Here is a 21,330-nt window from a genome sequence, read left to right on the forward strand (position 1 = left end):
GAGATAATAGATATGAAATTAAATAAAAGAGTAGCAAGTGTTTTAGCAACGAGTATAGTGTTTACTGGACAATTATCTTGCTTATATGCTAAGACGTATAGTCCTACAAATTATGCAGTATTAGCTTTGGCAAGTGTAGAAGTAACTAGCACAACGCCTGGGGCCATAGGGGTGGATAAAGCAGCACCTCAATTTAATAGTGCATGGACTGAAGAAAAGGATGGAAAGACTTATCTCATGATTTCACTTAACGATCCTAGTGGTGTGAATTATGTACAAGTAGGTGGCAAGTATGCCACATTAGTTAGTGGAGATGCCGTATCAGGTACATATAAGTGTGAGATGACATCAAGTGGGACTTATACCATTAGTTTTCAAGATAAATTAGGGAACTTTGGAAGTACATCTTATAAAGTGACAGTTAAGGATAAAACGAGTCCCACAGTAGATGTGTGGCAGACGACTAAAAATAGCAAGTACTATTTGGTGATAAGAGCATCAGATAATGGTAAGATTACTAAAGTAACTGTAGATGGTACACGCATTACCTTTAATGAAAGTGGAGATACTAGAGAATATGAAGTGACTAAAGCAGGGGAATATACAGTGGTTGTAACAGATGATGCTGGTAATGAAACCACTAAGAATTATAAAGTAAGTATCAATGCCAATAAACCTACTTTAAAGGTGAGTAAAGAATATAAGGATAAGAAGTGGTATCTCATCATTAAGGGAGAGCCTACTAATAGTAACAAACTTAGTACATTAACTGTAAATAGCACGAAAGTTACTATTGCTTCTAGAGGAGAAGAAGTAACATATGAAGTTAGTAAGTCAGGTACCTATAAAGTTGTCTTACAAGATGACCTTAACATGGAAAGCACAGAAAGTATTTATGTAGATGTTAATGAAATAATTGATAAGGAAAAGCCAACCTTAGTACTTTCACAAAGCAAAACAGCTAATGGTGCGGTTATTATAATCACAGCTAAGGACAATAACCAGATTACAGAGCTTGTTGTTAATGGCAAGGTGGTAAGTATAGCAGCAGGTGGTGGTACTGTAAACTATCCTGTTATACAAACAGGTAATTACTTAGTGAGTGTCAAAGATAGAGCTGGCAACAAAGAGGAAAAGTCAATTTATATTGCTATAGAGAATAAAGTACAGCAAGTGGTTAAATTTAAACTTAATGACAGGAACTGGACTAAGAATGGTGCGCTGCAGTCTCCAATGGATACACCACCAGCTGTAATTGGTCAAAGAACGTATTTACCTCTTCGCCAAACAGCTTATGCTTTAGGCATCAATGAGAATCAAATTACTTGGGACTCAAAAAACAAGGAAGCAACCATTATTGACGGCAGCGATGTGATCAAGGTGAAGCTAAACTCCAATATAATGACTGTAGGTAGCCAAACAATTTTAATGGATGGCACAGCTGTTTCACAAAACAATCGTATTTTGCTTCCTGTTTCTCAAATTGCTAAGGCCTTTAAATCTAAAGGGGTAACTGTAGATTGGGATAATAATAAAAAAGAAGCAACTATCACTAGAACAAATTAAAAAATAAAAATAGCGATTACTTTGTATCAGAAGCTACTTAGTAATCGCTTAAAATTTATCATAAAAGGGGTTTTATTAGGTTAAATTCCTATTGAGAATGATGAGCTAAGTCAGAAGTGAGGAGGAATAAAATGCAGTGCAGGGCTAGTAGCCAGGAAAAGGATGGAGGGAATAGGTTTTATGTTTTTATGACTTTGCTCGTTCTCATAGGCCTAGGTTTAGGCGTAGGAATTATTTTCTATAAGGGAATGGATGCCGCAGTAGGTGCAGCGTTTGAGGAAAATTATGAATTAAATGCAATGGTTGGATTCGAGTATACAAACTGGAACACGCCAGGGGTTGGAAATTTATACATAAAGAACATAGGAGAAGAAAAGCAATTAATAGCTAAACAGATAGGCAGTGAACAATATGCATACTCAGCTATTAGTGGGACTTTAGCCTACGTAGATCATACGAATAACTTATATATTGCTAAACAAGGAGTAGCAGCTATTCAAATAAGTGAGAATGTAAGTGGCGATGGGCTTAACTTTAGTAAAAGTGGTAAGTACTTATTTTTTAACAGTAGTCTAGACTCTAGCCAATGGTATTTTTATGATATTAGAAATAATTTTAAAGGAATATATACTGATGCTGAGCAAAACAATGTGTACATCGATGAAGACAGTGAAGACATTTATTATCTAGATGCAAGCAATCATTTGTACAAGAAAAGTAAGGGCGGCGATAAAAAACAAATTGCAGCCAATGTTGAAGAGTATAGTGTGATTGGTAAAAATGAAGTACTATGCAGATTAAATGGTGGTAACCCAGCTTATGTCATTTATCATGCTAGAGGCCAGAAAATACAAGAAGAACGCATAGAAAATATAGATGACATAGATTTAACGCAGCTAGAAGGTTCGAATAAACAAAAGCTATTATGCTTTATAGGACATAGCTCTTCAGAACCTAATGTGAGTCATCTATATGTCAAATTAAAAGGGCAAGAAGCTATAAAGGTGGCGGAAAACGTAACAAGCTATAGTTATTGTGAAGAAGATAATAGTATATATTATTTGAATTCTGAGCAGATACTTTATCAGCTAGCAGTACCTAAAGTTAATAAAAAGTATTTAGGGAATAGAACTTACTTTATAAAGGCCTTAGAAGAGTGCAAAGTAACTGCAATATTAAAAAATTGCAGTTACTTCAAGTCTAGCCCTAGCCATGGCAATATTATGGCACGTACACAAGATGGAACACTTTATTTATGTAGAAACAACATGAAATTCAAATTAGCCAGTGGCTCACTGCAAGAAGATCTATTTAATGACTATGTGGTTTATAGGACTGCTAAAAATGAAATTTTTGTTCAGCAAGACATTAATAATAAAGAACTTGAAGCATTAGAACAGCCTATTTTACTAACAGATCAAGCACAGGGGGATTATACTACTTCTTTATATGGAAAATATCTTACTTATGCTTGTCTAGAAGGAGAAGGAAATGAGCAAAAAGTCGCTATAAAAGCATACAATAAGGCTACTGGCATCGTTGATATACTAGATGATGCCAATACTTACGATAAAGTATTAGTTAATCAGTTAACATACATCAGAAAGTTAAAATATGATGAAGTTGTAGGAGCCTATGCTTGCGCTGACTATAACTGCTTAGTGAAAATGGAATCAGATGGTACATTTAGGTTATATCGTGATGGGGTAGAGCAGGTTTCTTGTATGCAAACTTATGAGGGCTACAGTAGAGCTAGCTTAATGGTAGAAGAAGGAGGGATCATAGCCCATCTTAATCCTTATGATTCATACGAAATAACCACAGTGATGACAATAGGGACAAGGATAACGTTATCAATGAATGGTAGCTGTGAAGTAAATGTGGATGGTTCTACAACCTACACCCTTACCCCTATTACTGAAGAAGTATTTAATCAAAGGCTAGAGCAACAAAAGAAAGTAGAAGAAGAAAGATGAAGAGTAATAGAAGAAAGATGAAAGTAGTACAATCAAAGAGATAATAATATATTTTGGATGTTTTAACTTAAAAGGTGACCACTATGTATAATAGATACACGGTGGTCACCTTTTGATTTAATGTAATGTTTATACCAAATCTACATGATGGAATAGATCCTAGTATCATATTGAAAAGCAAAGTAATGAGGGCATTTCTTAAAGAAATGAGAATAGCAGATGGTTGAACTAATAAAAATATAATGAAAAATAATTGACAATTGCAAAAAATAAATTTATACTCAGTTACAATCATATACATATATATAGAGGGAGTAACTGCTAGTATATCTAGATTCATTGTCGTCAATTCGGAGACTTTCCCGGCAATGATAACGTAATTTGTTTTGTGAGACTCTATAGCTGGGATTATTTATTCAGCTATAGAGTCTTTTTTGATATAGGTAGTTAGTTGCAAGCCCGCTAAGACAATATACAAGGAGGTTCAATCAAATGGATAGGTATTACAATAAATCATCAGAGGAGGTTCTCTCTTTATTACAAACAACAAGAGAAGGACTAAAATCCGAGGAATTAGGAGCTTTAAAGGAGAAGTATGGAAGTAATGAATTAGTAGAAGGTGCTAGAAAAAGTATATTTCGTGTTTTCATGGAGCAGTTCAAGGACTTTTTAGTTATGATTTTAATTGTAGCTGCTATAGTATCTGGGGTTCTAGGTAAACTAGAAAGTGCTATTGTTATTATCGTTGTTATTATGCTCAATGCCATACTAGGTACAGTGCAGCATGTAAAGGCGCAAAAATCTCTAGATGCTCTCAAGGCATTAGCATCCCCTATGGCAAAAGTAAAGCGAGATGGGAATGCTACTGAGATTCCTTCTAAAGATTTAATGGTAGGAGATTTGATGCTCCTAGATGCAGGGGACTTTATAAGTGCAGATGGCAGGATTATAGAAAACTACAATCTGCAGGTTAATGAAAGCTCTCTTACAGGTGAGGCGGAAAGTGTTCTCAAAAGTGCTGAGACTATTTCGGCAACTGATATAAGCTTAGGAGATAGAAAGAATATGGTGTTCTCTGGAAGCTTTGTTACCTACGGCAGAGCAGAGGTTATTGTCACCAATATTGGGATGTCTACAGAGATTGGTAAGATTGCCAACTTATTAGAAAATGCTCAAGAAAAGAAAACACCGCTTCAAGTAAGCCTAGATCAATTTGGAAAGAAATTAGCCGTTATTATACTCATTATTTGTGGGATTATTTTAACCCTCAATATAGTAAAAGGAGCTAGCCCAGCAGATGCCTTTATGTTTGCTATTTCTCTTGCAGTAGCAGCTATTCCAGAAGCCTTAAGCTCTATTGTTACCATTGTACTTGCACTTGGTACACAAAAGATGGCAAAAGAAAATGCTATTGTGCGTAAATTACACGCAGTAGAAAGCCTAGGAGGCATCTCTGTTATCTGTTCAGATAAGACGGGGACACTCACTCAAAATAAAATGACTGTACAAAAGCTCTTTGTAAATGGAGAGGTCATAGAGACTAGTGCTGTGAATAAAGAAAATGAATTAGAACATACCTTAACTTTAATGAGCTTACTATGTAATGATGCGATTACCAGGGAAACTAAAGAAATAGGAGACCCTACAGAAGTGGCTTTGGTTGATTTAGGAGAGCTCTATGGTTTAGATGAATTGGTAGTAAGAGAAAAATATCCTAGATTAGCAGAGCTAGCTTTTGACTCGGATAGAAAGTTAATGACTACAGCCCATAAGCTTAAAGGAGAGCAAGTAGCTATTACAAAAGGTGCTTTTGATGTCATACTAGGTAGATGTGACCATATTCAAACAGCAGCAGGTATTAGGCCTATTACAGAAGAAGATAAGGCGCAGATTAAGCAAATCAATAGAGTCTTTTCCGAGCAATCTTTAAGGGTATTGGCATTTGCCTATAGGCCTTATGACAGTACTAAGGCATTAACCCTTGAAGACGAAAATCACCTTACTTTCTTAGGTTTAATTGCTATGATGGACCCTCCTAGAGTAGAAAGTGCACAGGCGGTAGCAGACTGTATTAAGGCAGGCATTAAACCGGTTATGATTACAGGAGACCATAAAATAACTGCATCAGCTATTGCAAAGCAAATTGGGATCCTTAATAGTATGGATGAAGCCATTGAAGGGAAAGAATTAGATGCTTTATCAGATGAAGAGCTTAGAAACAAGGTAGATCAAATTAGTGTATATGCCCGTGTCTCTCCTGAACATAAAATCCGTATTGTAAAAGCATGGCAAGATAATGGTAACGTAGTAGCGATGACAGGAGATGGTGTAAATGATGCGCCTGCTCTTAAACAAGCAGATATAGGGGTAGCCATGGGGATTACAGGTACAGAAGTAGCCAAAGATGCAGCTTCTATGATTTTAACAGATGATAACTTCTCAACTATTGTAAAGGCAATATCAAATGGTAGAAATATCTATGCAAATATTAAGAATGCCATTAAGTTTTTACTCTCTGGGAATACAGCCGGTATTTTAGCCGTTTTATACTGCTCATTACTAGCACTTCCTAATCCTTTTGTACCACTTCACTTATTATTTATTAACCTAGTAACAGATAGCTTGCCAGCTATTGCAATTGGTGTAGAGCCTTATAGAAAAGATATTATGAAGGAAAAGCCAAGGAAAATGGATGAACCTCTTTTATCAAGGAGCTTTGCTTTAGAGGTATTATTTGAAGGAATATTAATTAGCTGTGTTACCCTAGTAGCCTTTTATATGGGAAAACAAGTGAATCATCTGACGGCAAGCACTATGGCATTTTCCACCCTATGTTTAGCAAGACTTTTCCACGGCTTAAATTGTAGAGGCAAAGCTTCTCTCTTTCAATTAGGTGTATTTAGTAATAAAGCAAGCTGGCTGGCTACTTTATTAGGGGTAGTGTTATGGGCAATGATCATGACCATTAAGCCACTCATGAGTATATTTGAGATTGCAAGCTTGAGTAAGGAACAATTTATCAGTATTGGTATGCTATCATTGGTGCCTTTAGTAGTTATTCAGCTCATTAAACTGATTTTAGGCGCACAAAAAGTAAGGAGTACGAGTAAGAATTAATCTGTATATGTGATTAAAAATGTGAATAACTTTAATCACTAAATGCTAAATTGGGGATAGATATAAAAAGAAAATCAGGAGATTTTCTAAGTACAATAAAAAGGTGACCACTATGTATAACAGATACAGGGTGGTCACCTTTTTCTTTAATTTATATTTATACCAAATCTACATGATGGAATATATCTTCTAAAACAAGTTTCACACCTGGAAATTCTCTAAGTTCAAGAACTTCTTTTGCATTATAATCATCCTCTTCAGAATCATCTTGTAGCATAAGGACGTTAACCAGTTCATAAGTACCATTCTTTAGATAATGTACCTCTACAGATTTTGATTTATAGTCTACAATCCAATATTCACTTACGCCCTTTTTAGCATATAAGTCTTTTTTGACAGTTCTATCCTTTTTAGCCGTAGAAGGGCTTAATGTTTCTACTATGAATTTAGGTATACCGTAGTACTTTTTAGTTCCCTTCTTAAAGGCCTTAGTATTACAAACAATCATAATATCTGGAACAACATAGTCTTTGCTTTGCTCATCAAAGTGCAAATCTGCATTTTCCATAAATACGCTGCATAGAGAGTGTTTAAGTTGAGCATATAGCTCACCATAAATATTCCCATTTACAGTAGCATGCTCAAAAGGTGCAGAGGGGAACATATTATAAATTACACCTTGGATACATTCTTCTTTATGATAATCATCACTAAGTGCCATTGTTCATCCTCCTTGACGGTAGTTTAGTAACTAGAATATTTTAGTGTTGCCATTTATTACTTATAGTATAACATGGGAAGACTAACCTGTTCAAATAGCATGTAAATGATGACTTATTCTATTGCTAAAAGGTATAATATTAGAAACAACCTAATTCTTTTGGGGTGGGATATGTGACTAAAAATGTGGATATATTCAACTAATCCATGTTAAATTGGGGATAGTTAAAAATAGAGATACTAGATGATATAATAAATTTGACATATGGTATAAATAGTGGACAAAAGCTGTCTACCTCTTTGCATATACTTTTTGTAGCTTTTATAAGAAAAGGGAGTAAGAAATACTAATGACTGAAGAAAACAAGAAAATGAGCAAAGCAGAACGACTACTTAAACTTTACAACCATTTACAAGGTGGTAAAAGATATACCAAGGCCGAATTAGCTACTGAAATGGACATAGATGAAAGAACAGTACAACGAGATATTAGAATCCTTAATACATATCTAGAAGATATTGATCCTCATAGTGGGGTGTATATTAGGAATAATCCCATAGACTATCATTACGAAATGATAGGAAGACAAGAGGAAAATCTTAATAGTGGGGAAATACTTGTACTAGCTAAAATTTTATTAGAAAGTAGAGCCTTAGAAAAAGAAGAACTAGATCATATTATTCAAAAACTTGTTAGGTACAGTAAAAGGCAAGGTCAGGAGTCTATAGAGCAATATATTCTGAGTGAGAAGTACCACTATACAGAACTTCAAAATAATAGTAAACGCATAGAACCCCTGGTAAATCTAGCACAGGCTATTAGTGGTAGGCGGAAAGTTAAGCTTGAATACATTAAACAAAATGAAGAGATAGTAGAACGGCTTGTTAAACCTATTAGCATTATGTTTTCAGAGTACTATTTTTACCTGATTGCCTATTTAAAGGATGAAACAAAGCCTATCATGTATCGTATAGATCGGATATTAGCTTATGAGATACTAGAAGAGGGTTTTAGTTTAAGTGAGCAGAATCGCTTTGAAGAAGGAGAGATAAGAAAGCGTATTCAGTTTATGTATCCAGGAGAGTTAATGACTATTAAGCTAAGATTCTGGGGACCCTCTTTGGAAGCACTATTAGACAGACTTCCAACAGCTAAAATAGTTGAGAAAGAGGGAGAAGCTTATATCATACAAGCAGAGGTATATGGTAAAGGCGTTAAGATGTGGCTTTTAAGTCAGGCAAATTACATAGAAGTACTAGAGCCGCTGAACTTTAGAGAAGAAATGAAGCAAACCATAGAACAGATGTTTAAACTATACAACTAAATAGTAGATAAAGAAAAGGGTGGACAGAAGATGTCCGCCCTTTTCTTTATAATGATCCTATAGCAGAAACAACTTAAAGAATGATGATAAGGAGAAAAAGAGATGAAAGCTAATAAATTTTTTATTCCATTTACATACTGCCCTAAATGCGGTCATTACATATTATCAGGAGCTGACAAATGTCCAAAGTGCGGTCTTGATTTACAAGTGATAGAGCCATAATAAAACGCTATAACACTAGTAAAAAGCAAGATAATTTGATTTATTAGTGATAAATAAATAAAAAACATAAGAATCTTAATTGGGAGAAGTATGGTAATAAATAATATAGTTTGATATAATGAACTAAATATTTTTTTGCAAATTAAAAACACTTTATAAAAGGCATGGAGCTTGAAATGATTTTGAAAAAGATGTGGAGAAGAGAAAGATAAAATGAATAAGTATGAAAAGTTAAGAGCAAAGAAAAATCAAGCACTAGAGGGAGCAAAACAGGATATTAGCAATATGCAGACTGTTGCAAGTGAATCTTATAGAGTAGCAAAGGTTGCCGCGAATGCTCAAAATATAATAAATGATATAGATAAAAAGTTTGCTAGCGTAACTAAATTAGATAGTGTAGATGTTAAATTCTTGTTCTTCGCAACAGCTTTGCAGTGCATTAGACAATACTGGTTAACTAATGATAGTTTAAGGGTTGGTGACCAAGAAGCCAGTAAGTTTGTAAAAAAATATGTGCCAATCTCTCTGGCAGGACCTGTGCCATATGACGCTTTCAAAAAAGAAGGGTTTATAGGCAACACTGGCATAAGTGGAGCCAACCATAGATATACAACCCTAGGGCATGATCCATTATTAGGTTGGATTTTTGGTACTGCTAATATTCTAACAGACACAGTTACGAAGAATAATTTCCTACTAGAATCCTATAATACAGTGCTTGTAGGGAATGAGTACAAGATTTGTGAAGCAACCAACATTGGGCATATCTTCTTAGAAAGTGTAGATAGAGTGCAGAAGGATTACAAGGATCTTATCTTAGCAGTGATGAAGCATGCCGTACATCTAGCATCAGATGCATTTACAACAATGGGCTTACCCATTCCTATCATTAATAGCTTATCTCCAGATTTATCCTCTAAGCTTTTAAAGAATGGTATTGATGTTTATAGTGTGACTAGAGGGATTGCTGTTTCTAGCTTCATTAATATGCTCATTGCAGCTATACATGGATTATTCTATAATCCAGCCCAGTATAGTAGCAGAGAAATATATGAAGTTAAAACACGAAAAATCTTAAGCTATTCTAATAGTATTGCCAGTGCAAGTAATGTGATTTATGTAGCTATAAGTGCTTCTCTTGGAAATGAAAGCGCATTAAAACAGTTGGATGTAGGTGGGATACTGGTAACCATTTATCGATTAATTACAGATACCAAATTTATAAACCAAGTTAAAGAGGAGTTTTTGGAAAAGGAATTCCATACTATTGTTATGGGAACAGACTATGATTTTTAACATCTAAGGAGGAATTACATATGGGAAGAAAAGATTTTCAAAAAGGCATGGTAGCAGGAGCGAAGCCTTTTGAGGAAAAGTTTAGAAGACAAGGCGAAGCCATAGATAGAGTAAGTCGTAAGCTTAATGAAAGATTAGATGAGATTGATGAAGTAACGGATGCTATATTAGACGATTTATCTGCTATGGAGAAAAAAAGACTGTATGATCTAAATACTGTCGTCAATATTTCAGAGCTTGATGAGACAGAAAAAGAATTCTTGATAGCGCTTCTTTATACAATTGCCAATATGGGTGAGCAGATTACATCATACCAACAACAATTTATCCGCTCGGTAAAAAACTATTTAGGTATAATGAATGTACAAGCTGAAGTAAATCTAGCTAGTATAGAAAATATTGAAAGTATTAATTCCCAAAAAGCAATATTGCAAACCATTATGGAGTATCTATTCCTTGATTATGCAAACCATGATTATATGGACGAATACGAAGATGTTTTCGAGTATTTTAGTGTTAATAGAAAAGGTGTCCAGGAAATTAAAGATAAGATTGATAATATTTATAGATTAGCGGGCTTACAAGGGATAGCAGAGAATTACGGCTATGTACCACCAGCTGACACGGCAATGGGTGGGAATGGAGCAAATCACAAGTTCCACTATACTGGTCCAGTCAATAAGATGGGCAATACACTACATAACCTATCAAATGGGGGATATATGGCAAGGCAAGGAGAATATTTATTCTTTGCGGAACCAGAAAATGATTACTTCTTATATAGATCCAAAATAAATGGGGAAGACAAAAAGTGCATCTGTGAAGAGGAAGCCAAATCCATAAATGTAGTAGGGAATGCCATCTATTACATTGTTGCTAATGTGATTTATAAGGTTGATTTAGATGGAGATTCTAGAACTAAAGTATGCTCCTTAAAGGATATTCCAATAGCTAAAGAAAAAAGTTTACCTATACACCGTAATAAAGAATCAAAGCTTTTTATGATGGTAGTGGGTAGCCATCTATTTGTGATAGTGGAAAATGTAACTATATTGGGATTACAAGGTGTAGATGTTTATACTGTAGATGAACAAAGCGGTAAAGTTACAAAGTGCTTTACATGCCAAGGGGTAGTCAGTGCTGATGAAAATAATATTTATTACTTTAATGACTATAAGAAATTCTACAAGTATAGTATAGCAACTGAAAGCATCGAGCAAATTGCCCAGACCAGTGGTGCAAGCTGTAGTAATGAAGATATCCTTTTTATTAATAATAAGCTTTATTATAGATGTTATTACATAGAGAAATTCTTATTTAAGGATATGCACTATGACAAGATAGAGAAGAACGATTTAAGTAACCATATAGTAAGTGATATAATACCTAAAAGTTCTGATGTGGCACAAGATATAATCCGCTACGATAATCTAGATGATACCTATGCTTATTGTCTTTATACAAACCAAATTAAAAGATTTTCGCCAGATACACCATCAACTAAAAAAGAAGTCTACTTATCAGACCAAGGGTATATTGAAAATTTACATGTGATAGGAGACAGGCTATTCTTTTTTGAAAAAGTGAATAATAAAACGCAGTGGCAATCTATAAAAACAGTGTAAAAACTAGAAAGTAGATGGGATCTATAAATACAGCAAAGAAAAAGGTGCTCACCATGTAACGGATACATGATGAGCACCTTTTCTTTGGCTCTAGACTCTAGTTTAACCTTAGAGACAGAGATACCTATAAACAAAATAATTGGGTTATAGAGTAATTAAATTAAGTTGTTATACCTTTTACTAATTTAACTCCAAGAGTTTGACTATAAACATTATGAGTCTCACCATCTTCAATCATTTGAATGATATTTTTAGATAATAATTCACCTATAATAGGAATAGGTTGGGCAATAGTAGTAATACGAGGATGCTGAAGCAATCTTGTGAATTGACAATAATCATATCCCACTATTTTAAGTGTTTTAGGAACAGAAATATCGTGATTAGTGCAATAAACATATAATGCGTAGGCTAATATGTCGTTACTGCAGAAAACACCATCTATTTCAGAGAGAAGAGGAGAAACTGTAGTTTTTATATATTCATAATAATAATCAAAAGTAAGCTGAGCATACTGATATTCGAGTATCTGATAATTTATATCATTTTCTATACAGGTAATTTTAAAACCATCAGAACGTTTATTAGCTTGAGTATGGAGCTGATGAGAACCTGATATGTGAAGTAAACTTTTGCATCCGCTATCGATTAGATGCTGAGTTGCTAATTGTCCACCGGTAAAATTATCGGATCCTATGTAAGGAATATTATCACCTAAGTAACGGTCAAAAGTAATAATAGGCCTATGGATGCTTTGATAAAAGTCTGTATTAATCAGATGGCTTCCCATAATAATACCTGCAACACGTTTTTCTTTAAGCATATTTATGTAAGAACGCTCTTTCTTTTCGTCATTTAATGAGTTACATAATAATATTTTGTAGCCATTATTTTCAGCAGTCATTTCGATATGCTTCACAAGTTCAGCGAAGAAAGGATGAGAGCAATCAGGAATAATAACGCCGATGATTAAGGATTGTTGCTTAGAAAGAGAACGAGCCATATAGTCTGGGTGATAATCTAGAGCAGTGATGCTATCTAAAACTTTTTGGCGAGTTTTGGCACTAATATTGGGGAAATCATTCAGTACACGTGATACGGTTGTTACTGATACATTGGCATGCTTAGCAACATCTTTAATACTACACATATTAATTTTCCTTTCTTTATGAAGATAACTGTTATTAAATATAATACATAATATAAAAAATATAAACAATATAAAACATAAAATAATTAATAATTAAATCTTTCGTAAGACTGCTTTAAATTAGTTACACTTTTAGATAGGGCATCTGAAACTAAAAGAATTTGGTTAGCGTAGGTGGTCTGTTGTATAGCCTCACTATTTACTTCTTGAGCGATACTTACACTTTCTTGAGAAATATAAGAAATATCTTTAATATTAGCGTTAAAATTATTTTGTTTAATAACACAATTGTCTAGAAGAGAATGGACATCAACAATATAGTTATTAATAGAATCCATTTGCTTAAAAATATTTTTTAAGTTATCTGTGGTTTTCTGAACTAGAGGAGCTTCGTTTTCAAAGATCTTAATAGACTTATTTAAATCTGTTAAGGTAGCTTGTTTTTGAAGTTCAATATCTTTAAGTAAAGATGAAATATGATTTATAGCATTAATAGTCTGTAAGGCCAAAGATTTAATTTCATTGGCCACTATTACGAAACCTCTTCCAGCTACTCCAGCTCTAGCAGCTTCTATTGAAGCGTTTAAAGCTAATAGATTAGTTTGCTCACTAATATTTTTAATAATAGTAAGGATAGAATTTACTTTATCTACTTGATTACCTAATTCTATAACTTGCAAATTAATAGAGTTGCTTATACAGAGATTATTTAAGGAATGCTCAGATAACATTTCGATGTCAATTTGAGCATTCTTACTAGTATCCACAGTAAATTGGCAGGTTGACTGGAGTTGTGAAAGAAATGAGGAAACCTCATTAATAGTATGAGATAACTCATTTGTTAAACAAACAGATTGTTCAATTTTGGCACATTGGGATATAGTGCCTTGCGTGATGCTTTCAATAGCACTTTCAATTTCAGTGGCTGAATTCAAAGTATTAGTAGAAACATCTTGTAATGCTAATGTATTTCTTTCTACGACTGCAGTTACTTCTTTGGCATTGCAAATAAGTTTATTAAGTGTAGATAGCATATCAATAAATCCTGTAACAAGCAAATCTATTTCTTTGTTAGATACAGGAATATTAGTCTGAACTTCTTCTAAAATATTAAGATTTCCCTTTTTTATACAATCCATATAATTGGCCATACGTTTAATAGGTAAAACAATTTTTCTTGAGAAATATATACTTGCTAATATGATAAGAAACATTAGAGTGATAATAATTATGAGTAATTTCAATAAAGATTTATAGAAATCACTCATAAGAGAGTAAATAGGAGCTTCAATAATGATGGTCCAATTATTTTCACTGTTAAAATAACTAACAAGTTTTTTATTATAGATTTTTGTATCAGATATTAAGTTTGAACTTTCACGAATTAGCTGTTGTTTGTAGGGAACATTAGATTCTAGAAAGTTACTAAAAATCAAATCTTTTTTATCTGATAAGACAATATTATCCTGCTTATCAATAATTAACACATTAAGATCCTTACTAATTGAAGTGGCGTTAATTAAATTAAAATAATAGTCAGGATTTACAGATAAAATTAAATAAGCATTATCTGAAGCTTTTAAACCAATATAGATACCTTGAGAATTAGGATTAGATATCGAAAACCAATTAGAGTTAAGATCAGTATTTGTATCAAAAGATTTTATGACATCTGAATGCCTAAATTCTTCAGATTGTAAATATAAATCAATTTGATTGGCATTTAAAGATGAATTAAGAGGTGATACAGAGCTATATATTATTTGATCTTGAGATAATATATGTAAAGAACTAATAAAATTATCTTTCATAACTAAATCTCTAAAATATTTATCAATATCTTTAGTTACAGCAATTTTATCTAAGGAAGATAGCGAGGTATGTTTCTTTATAAGTTGTTTAATAGAATCATTCATTGAAATATTGCGTACCGTTGCATTTACTGAAGTAAAAGAAAAATTAATATTATAGCCTAGATAATCAATTATTTTTTGAGAGTACATCCCGATAGAATTGGACATAGAGTTTTGTGCTGCATTATTGGTTAAGATAGATAATAAAGCTGTAGGTAGAAGGCTCAGTACAAGTAATAAAATAAGTAACTGCTTTGATAAACTGATACGATGCATCTTATATTCTCCTTTCATGACTAAAATGAAAACGGTGTTAAAATAAGAATGGTCTGAAAATAGTAACTATATTCAGTATAATAACATGATTTATATCATAAATAAATATATAAATGAATATCGATTAAACAAATGTTTTAATTTATAAAATTTAAATTGGCAAAAACTCAATAGTTTAAATGTTTTTGTAAGGAATTATAAATAATAAAAATCAATTTTAAAGCTATATATTGGTATAAATAAACATAAAACAAAATTTAAAATTTAAAATTTTTATATAAATAATAATGAAACCGATTGACAATTTTAAAAAACTGATTTATTATTCTATTGTAAATATGGTAACTAGATAGATTATTAAGATATCTGGTTGGTATTAGAACATACTTTAAAATAAGGGGGAAATAACATGTCAAAATCTAAGTTAAAAAGGTGGAGTGTATTACTACTATGTGGAAGTATGGCGTTAGGAGTAGGGTGTTCAAAGTCAAATGAGTCTTCAGATAAACAAGCTAAACCTAATGCTACAACTCAGTCAGCAACCGAGACAGAAAACAAGACAGAAACAAAGACAGAAGCAAGTGACCCAGTTAAAATTTCATTTTTAAATTCAAAAGGTGAGATTCAAGAGCAATTAGAAACGATGGCCACAACATTTACAGCTGAGAATCCTAATATTACAGTGGAAGTAATACCTTGCGCAGCTGGACAATCACCTTTTGAGATGTTAACCACTTTGTATGCTGCTAATAATGCCCCTGCACTAGCTATGCTAGACCCAGCTGATGTAAGTGCTTTTAAAGAAAACCTAGGAGATTTGTCACAAGAAAAATGGGTTAATGATACGATGCCTGGTGCATTAGATTCTTTAAAAGCAGATGATAAGATTATTGGATTTCCTTTTGCAGTAGAAGGATGGGGATTAATTTATAATAAGAACGTCTTAGATGAAGCAAACGTTGACCCAACAACTATTAATACAACAGCCAAATTAGAAGAAGCTTTTCAAAAAATAGAAGCTAATGGAAAGTCAGGAGTTATCATAACACCTGCAGACTGGTCTTTAGGGGCTCATTTATTCACAACCGCATTTAGTGACCAATCTAGTAATACGAGTGACATTAAGAAGGTACTAGAAGAACTTTCTACTAACAAGGCTAATATTAAAGATAATGTGGTAGTAAATGGGCTTTTAGATACATTTGATGTTATGAAAAAATATAATTATGCTAAAGCAGATCCACTTTCAGCAGCCTATGAAACCAATCCTAAACAATTAGGAGAAGGAGAAGTTGGCTTTTGGTTTATGGGAAATTGGGCTTGGGCGAACATAAAAGAATTTGCAGGAGATAATACCAACTTTGGTTTTATTCCAGTACCTATTAGTAATAATGAAGCAGATTATGGTAATACCCAGTTACCAGTGGCAACAACTAAAGCCATTGTTTTAGATGCTAGTCAAAATTCAATAGAACAACAAAATGCAGCTAAAGTATTTTTAGATTGGATTGTTTATCAAGAAAATGGACAAAAGGGTCTTGTTCAAGAATGTTCAATCATTCCTGCATTTACAAATATTTCAATAGAGATTAATGATCCTCTAGGAAAATCAATCCAACAATATATCAAAGATGGTAAGACTTCAAATGGTGTAATGTTATCTAATAAGCATTGGGCAGACGTAGGAGCAGCTATGCAAAAATATTTAGGTAACTATTCAGAAAGGGAAGAATTATTCTCAACTATATCTGAGTACTGGGCATCAGGAGATTATAAATAAGAATGGATTGATAAGAAGGATTAACGGGTAGGGAGAGGCTTCTACCCGTTAATTTTAAATTGTATAAGTAAAGGGTGGGAGATAGTAGATGAAAAAGGCGTATAGATGGTGGGAAAAAATCAAAGATTATTTACTATTTGCAGGACCAATAACAGTGGCATTTTTTACAGTAGTCATAATACCCTTCCTGTATGGTTTGTTTCTGACCTTTACAAATTGGAATGGTATTTCAAGTGAGTATTCTATTGTTGGGCTTGAGAATTATAAACAAATTTTCTCTGATTCAGGATTTTTGAATTCATTGGGGCTTACATTTAAGTATGTGATTATAACTGTAATTATCACAAATGTTATGGCATTTACCCTTGCAGCTATATTAACCAGTGGAACAAAAGGACAAAATATTTTTAGGGCAGGTTTTTTTACGCCTAACTTAATTGGAGGAGTAGCCTTAGGATATATATGGCAATTTATTTTTAATAATATATTAACCTACTTTGGAACAACCTATGGTAATTCATTTTTTGCTTCCTCACTCCTGTCTAGTCCAAATAGAGCTTTTTGGGCTTTGGTTATTGTAAGTGTATGGCAGTATTCAGGATATATGATGTTGATTTATATTACAGGATTTCTAAATTTACCTAAAGATGTTTTAGAAGCAGCCAGCATTGATGGTGCAGAGGGGTGGGCAAGAATAAAAAATGTAGTACTACCATTAGTGATGCCTGCTTGTACCATATCAGTATTTTTGACACTTCAACGTACTTTTATGGTATACGATGTTAATATGGCCTTAACTAAAGGTGGACCATTTAAGACAACAGAGCTTATTTCAATGTTTGTTTATCAGAAGGCATTTAAGGAAAGGTCCTATGGCATTGGACAGTCTCAAGCAGTAATCTTGTTTTTAATTGTAGCCATTATATCTATTACCCAGGTATATATAACTAAAAAGAGGGAGGTAGAAGCATAATGAGTAAAAAGAAGATATTAAATATACTAAAAATAAGTTTCTTAAGTATATTGTTCATTGTATATTTAGCACCTATATTTTTTGCATTAATTAATTCTTTTAAACCAAGCAATAATATTATTGCAAATCCACTCTCAATAATAAGTCATTCAAGTATAAAAAACTATATAGTAGCAGCTGAAAAAATGAGTTTTATACGTTCATTTGGTAATTCTTTGTTAATTACAGTTTTAAGTGTAGGCTTGATTATTTTGACAGCATCAATGGCAGCCTATCTATTTTGCAGGAAAGAATGGAAGATTAATATCTTTATGTTTTATGCCATGGTAGCAGCCATGATCTTACCTTTTCAAGCATTGATGATCCCTCTTGTAAGTATATATGGAGGCAAATTAAATATCTTGAATAAATGGACACTTATTTATATGTATATAGGCTTTGGGGCACCGTTAGCTGTTTTTATGTATCACGGATTTATCAAAGGGATACCTACTGAATTAGATGAAGCTGGTAAAATAGACGGTGCAACTAATCTACAAGTATTTACCAAGATTGTATGGCCTATTTTAAAACCTATTACCCTAACAATTACAATCCTAGATGTATTGTGGATATGGAATGATTTCTTACTACCTTCACTTATATTAATAGATGCCAAGGAAAGAACGTTGCCGTTATCTACATTTTACTTTTATGGAACCTATAGCGTGGATTTAGGATTGATGATGGCAGGGTTAATTTTAACCATCATTCCAGTTATCATCTTATATTTATTCCTTCAGAAATATATTTTGGAAGGTGTTGTGCAAGGGGCTATAAAATAATCTACACGTGAACTATATTGAGGTGAGGAGTATTGAAATGAGTATAAAAAATGAAATTATGCTAATTACCTATGCAGATAGTATAGGTAAAGACTTGAAAGATTTAAAATTCGTTCTAGAGACATATCTAAAAAATATTGTAGGGGGAGTACATATTCTACCTTTTTATCCTTCTTCAGCAGATAGAGGATTTGCACCTATGGAATATTATCAAGTAGATCCTAAATTTGGCACCTGGAAGGAGATAGAGCAGATTAGTGAGTCTTATTATACAATGTATGACTTTATGATTAATCATATCTCGAAATCATCTGTATATTTTAAGGATTTTCTAGAGAATAAAGATGAGTCCATTTATAAGGATTTGTTTATTAAGTATAGTGAGTTCTGGACCAATGGTTACCCAACACAAGAACAAATTGATTTGATTTATAAAAGAAAACCACGTGCACCCTATATTGATGTAGAGTTTAAGGATGGAACAAAAGAAAAAATATGGTGTACATTTGATGAGGAACAGATAGATTTAGATATTAGTAAAAAAGCTACTAAAGATTTCATTAAAGAAAATTTAAAGTTTATGTGTGAAAATGGAGCTGCTCTCATTCGATTGGATGCCTTTGCTTATGCCACCAAAAAAGAAGGAAGTAATTGCTTTTTTATAGAACCTGATACATGGGAAATTCTTGAGTATTGCAAAAACATAGTAGAAGAGTATGGAGTGGCGTTATTACCAGAAATTCATGAACACTACTCAATACAGAAGAAAATTGCAGAAAAAGGCTATTACGTATATGACTTTGCATTACCAATGTTAGTTCTTCATGCCCTATATAGTGGGACTAACAAAAGATTAATTAATTGGTTTAATACATGTCCTAAAAAGCAATTCACTACTTTAGATACACATGATGGAATAGGGATAGTAGATGTAAAAGATTTAATGACAGATGAGGAGATTGAGCAAACTAAATCTAATCTCTATGAACAAGGTGCAAATGTTAAAAGGAAGTATAGTTCAACGGCTTATAACAACCTAGATATTTATCAAGTCAATTGTACCTATTACTCTGCATTAGGAGATAATGATGCAGCCTATTTACTAGCTAGAGCTATACAATTTTTCGCACCGGGTATTCCGCAGGTTTATTATGTAGGGCTATTTGCTGGAAAGAATGATATTGAATTATTAGAGAAAACTAAGAATGGAAGAGATATTAATAGACATTATTATACATTAGAAGAAATCCAGCAAGAGACTCAAAGGGATGTAGTTAATAAATTATTTAAGTTAATGGCATTTAGAAATAATTATAAGGCATTTGATGGAGAGATGATTATACATCCTACGGAATATGAAAATAAGCTAAAGATAGAGTGGATTAATAATGAATACAGAGCAGTATTAGAAGCCGACTTAAAGCAAAAAAGCTTTAATATCCTATATAAAGATATAGCAGAAGCAGTTTTTAAACAACTTGAACTATAGAAGAAGTTATGGGTAGAGGAGGAGATACTTTAATCGTATCTCTTATAAAATAGAACCCAAGATAGGCAGGGTGAAAAATGTCCAGTATTGTATGTGTAGGTGAAATGCTAGTAGATTTTGTTTGTGAAAATGTGGGAGTAAAGCTATCAGAGGGAAATAATTTTATAAAAAAAGCAGGAGGAGCACCAGCAAATGTAAGTGCTGCTATAGCTAAATTAGGTGGAAGCTCCATTTTTGTGGGAAAAGTAGGAAATGATAGCTTTGGTAGATTTTTATATGATACGCTAAGTAAACTTGGTGTTGATACAAGATACTGTTTATTTGATAAAGAATATGCAACAACTTTAGCATTTGTGTCCTTGGATGAAAATAGGGAGAGAGATTTTGAGTTTATAAGAGGAGCAGACGAAAGATTAAATATAAGTGAGATAGACTTAGATGATTTTAAAGAAAGTGCTATTATTCACCTAGGAAGCGCAACTGCATTACTAGGAGGTAGCTTGTATGAAACCTATTTAGGATTTGTAGCATATTGTAAAACTAATGACAAAGTCATTAGTTTTGACCCTAATTATAGACAGGACTTGTATAAAAGTAAAAAGGATATTTTTATACAAAGATCTAAGGAGATTATTAAAGTAGCAGATATTGTTAAAGTCTCATTAGAAGAAGGAGTTCTCATAACAGGAATAGAAGAAGTAGATGGTATTGTTAGTGAAATACACCGTATGGGAGCAAAAGTTGTAATTGTAACTTTAGGAAAAAAAGGATCAGTCTTATCTATAGATAATAAGAAAAGGATCATTCCAAGCATAGAAGTAAATATGATTGATGCAACGGGAGCAGGAGATGCATATGTGGGTGCTGTACTTTACTTATTAGCTGCAACAGATAATGTTAAAGATACTTTGAATAATATAGAAAAAATGAGTGAGATTATTAGTCTTGCTAATAAGGTAGGTGCCAAGACCACAGAAAAATATGGTGCCATTGAAGCAATTCCCTATTTAGAGGAAGTACAAAGCTAAATTTTAGATAATGAATTGTTAATAGCGATAAATATAATATTAAAAGAAAGCGATACCACAATAATATTTGAGGCTACTGTGGTACCAATAATTAAAAGGCGCCCACCATG

Annotated in this window: 15 protein-coding genes; 12 read left to right on the forward strand and 3 right to left on the reverse strand. The window is 33.0% G+C overall.

The features are described from left to right. Positions 1-12 precede the first annotated feature (12 nt). The 3 genes from CLOLE_RS01230 (at position 13) to CLOLE_RS01240 (ending at position 6,659) form a co-directional block, all read left to right on the forward strand. Entirely contained in the window at positions 13-1,566 is a 1,554-nt protein-coding gene (locus tag CLOLE_RS01230; RefSeq protein WP_013655253.1) for a stalk domain-containing protein, read from the forward strand. 131 nt (positions 1,567-1,697) lie between these two features. Beyond that, a complete protein-coding gene (locus CLOLE_RS01235; protein ID WP_013655254.1) occupies positions 1,698-3,542 on the forward strand; it encodes a hypothetical protein in 1,845 nt (614 codons plus the stop codon). Positions 3,543-4,034: 492 nt separating this feature from the next. Next, a complete protein-coding gene (locus CLOLE_RS01240) occupies positions 4,035-6,659 on the forward strand; it encodes a cation-translocating P-type ATPase (protein ID WP_013655255.1) in 2,625 nt (874 codons plus the stop codon). A 157-nt stretch (positions 6,660-6,816) separates the two neighbouring features. On the opposite strand, the gene CLOLE_RS01245 is transcribed toward CLOLE_RS01240, so the two are convergent. After that, a complete protein-coding gene (locus CLOLE_RS01245) occupies positions 6,817-7,380 on the reverse strand; it encodes a Uma2 family endonuclease (protein ID WP_013655256.1) in 564 nt (187 codons plus the stop codon). Between the two features lie 349 nt (positions 7,381-7,729). Here CLOLE_RS01245 and CLOLE_RS01250 point away from each other — a divergent pair, with 349 nt between their 5' ends. The 4 genes from CLOLE_RS01250 to CLOLE_RS01260 all read left to right on the forward strand — a co-directional run bounded on the left by CLOLE_RS01250 (position 7,730) and on the right by CLOLE_RS01260 (position 11,847). Beyond that, a complete protein-coding gene (locus CLOLE_RS01250; RefSeq protein WP_013655257.1) occupies positions 7,730-8,704 on the forward strand; it encodes a helix-turn-helix transcriptional regulator in 975 nt (324 codons plus the stop codon). A 102-nt stretch (positions 8,705-8,806) separates the two neighbouring features. Beyond that, positions 8,807-8,926 carry a zinc ribbon domain-containing protein gene (locus CLOLE_RS24015; protein ID WP_013655258.1) on the forward strand — a complete coding sequence of 40 codons (120 nt, stop codon included), beginning with the start codon at positions 8,807-8,809 and terminating at the stop codon, positions 8,924-8,926. Positions 8,927-9,139: 213 nt separating this feature from the next. Then, positions 9,140-10,222, forward strand: a complete 1,083-nt coding sequence (locus CLOLE_RS01255) for a hypothetical protein (RefSeq protein ID WP_013655259.1) — start codon at positions 9,140-9,142, stop codon at positions 10,220-10,222. 20 nt (positions 10,223-10,242) lie between these two features. Beyond that, on the forward strand, positions 10,243-11,847 hold the full coding sequence (locus tag CLOLE_RS01260) for a DUF5050 domain-containing protein (protein ID WP_013655260.1): 1,605 nt from the start codon (positions 10,243-10,245) through the stop codon (positions 11,845-11,847). 160 nt (positions 11,848-12,007) lie between these two features. Here CLOLE_RS01260 and CLOLE_RS01265 read toward each other — a convergent pair whose 3' ends face one another. Together CLOLE_RS01265 and CLOLE_RS01270 are read right to left on the reverse strand one after the other, a co-directional pair. After that, complete coding sequence (locus tag CLOLE_RS01265) at positions 12,008-12,997, reverse strand: LacI family DNA-binding transcriptional regulator (protein WP_013655261.1); 990 nt, start codon at positions 12,995-12,997, stop codon at positions 12,008-12,010. 86 nt (positions 12,998-13,083) lie between these two features. Continuing rightward, the gene (locus tag CLOLE_RS01270; RefSeq protein WP_013655262.1) at positions 13,084-15,126 is read right to left on the reverse strand and encodes a methyl-accepting chemotaxis protein; all 2,043 of its coding nucleotides are present in this window, start codon (positions 15,124-15,126) and stop codon (positions 13,084-13,086) included. Between the two features lie 409 nt (positions 15,127-15,535). Between CLOLE_RS01270 and CLOLE_RS01275 the strand changes: the two genes are divergently transcribed. The 5 genes from CLOLE_RS01275 to CLOLE_RS01295 all read left to right on the forward strand — a co-directional run bounded on the left by CLOLE_RS01275 (position 15,536) and on the right by CLOLE_RS01295 (position 21,220). Continuing rightward, positions 15,536-16,906: an ABC transporter substrate-binding protein gene (locus CLOLE_RS01275; protein ID WP_013655263.1), complete on the forward strand. Its 1,371-nt coding sequence runs from the start codon at positions 15,536-15,538 to the stop codon at positions 16,904-16,906. A gap of 88 nt (positions 16,907-16,994) precedes the next feature. After that, positions 16,995-17,879, forward strand: a complete 885-nt coding sequence (locus tag CLOLE_RS01280) for a carbohydrate ABC transporter permease (protein WP_013655264.1) — start codon at positions 16,995-16,997, stop codon at positions 17,877-17,879. Next, entirely contained in the window at positions 17,879-18,703 is an 825-nt protein-coding gene (locus tag CLOLE_RS01285; protein ID WP_013655265.1) for a carbohydrate ABC transporter permease, read from the forward strand. The genes CLOLE_RS01280 and CLOLE_RS01285 overlap by 1 nt, the downstream gene beginning before the upstream one ends. 37 nt (positions 18,704-18,740) lie before the next feature. Then, entirely contained in the window at positions 18,741-20,192 is a 1,452-nt protein-coding gene (gtfA, locus tag CLOLE_RS01290) for a sucrose phosphorylase (RefSeq protein ID WP_013655266.1), read from the forward strand. A 77-nt stretch (positions 20,193-20,269) separates the two neighbouring features. Further along, positions 20,270-21,220 carry a carbohydrate kinase family protein gene (locus CLOLE_RS01295; RefSeq protein WP_013655267.1) on the forward strand — a complete coding sequence of 317 codons (951 nt, stop codon included), beginning with the start codon at positions 20,270-20,272 and terminating at the stop codon, positions 21,218-21,220. Positions 21,221-21,330 lie beyond the last annotated feature (110 nt).

Origin of the sequence: Cellulosilyticum lentocellum DSM 5427, from assembly GCF_000178835.2 — a bacterium.
GTDB classification, from domain to species: Bacteria; Bacillota; Clostridia; order Lachnospirales; family Cellulosilyticaceae; genus Cellulosilyticum; species Cellulosilyticum lentocellum.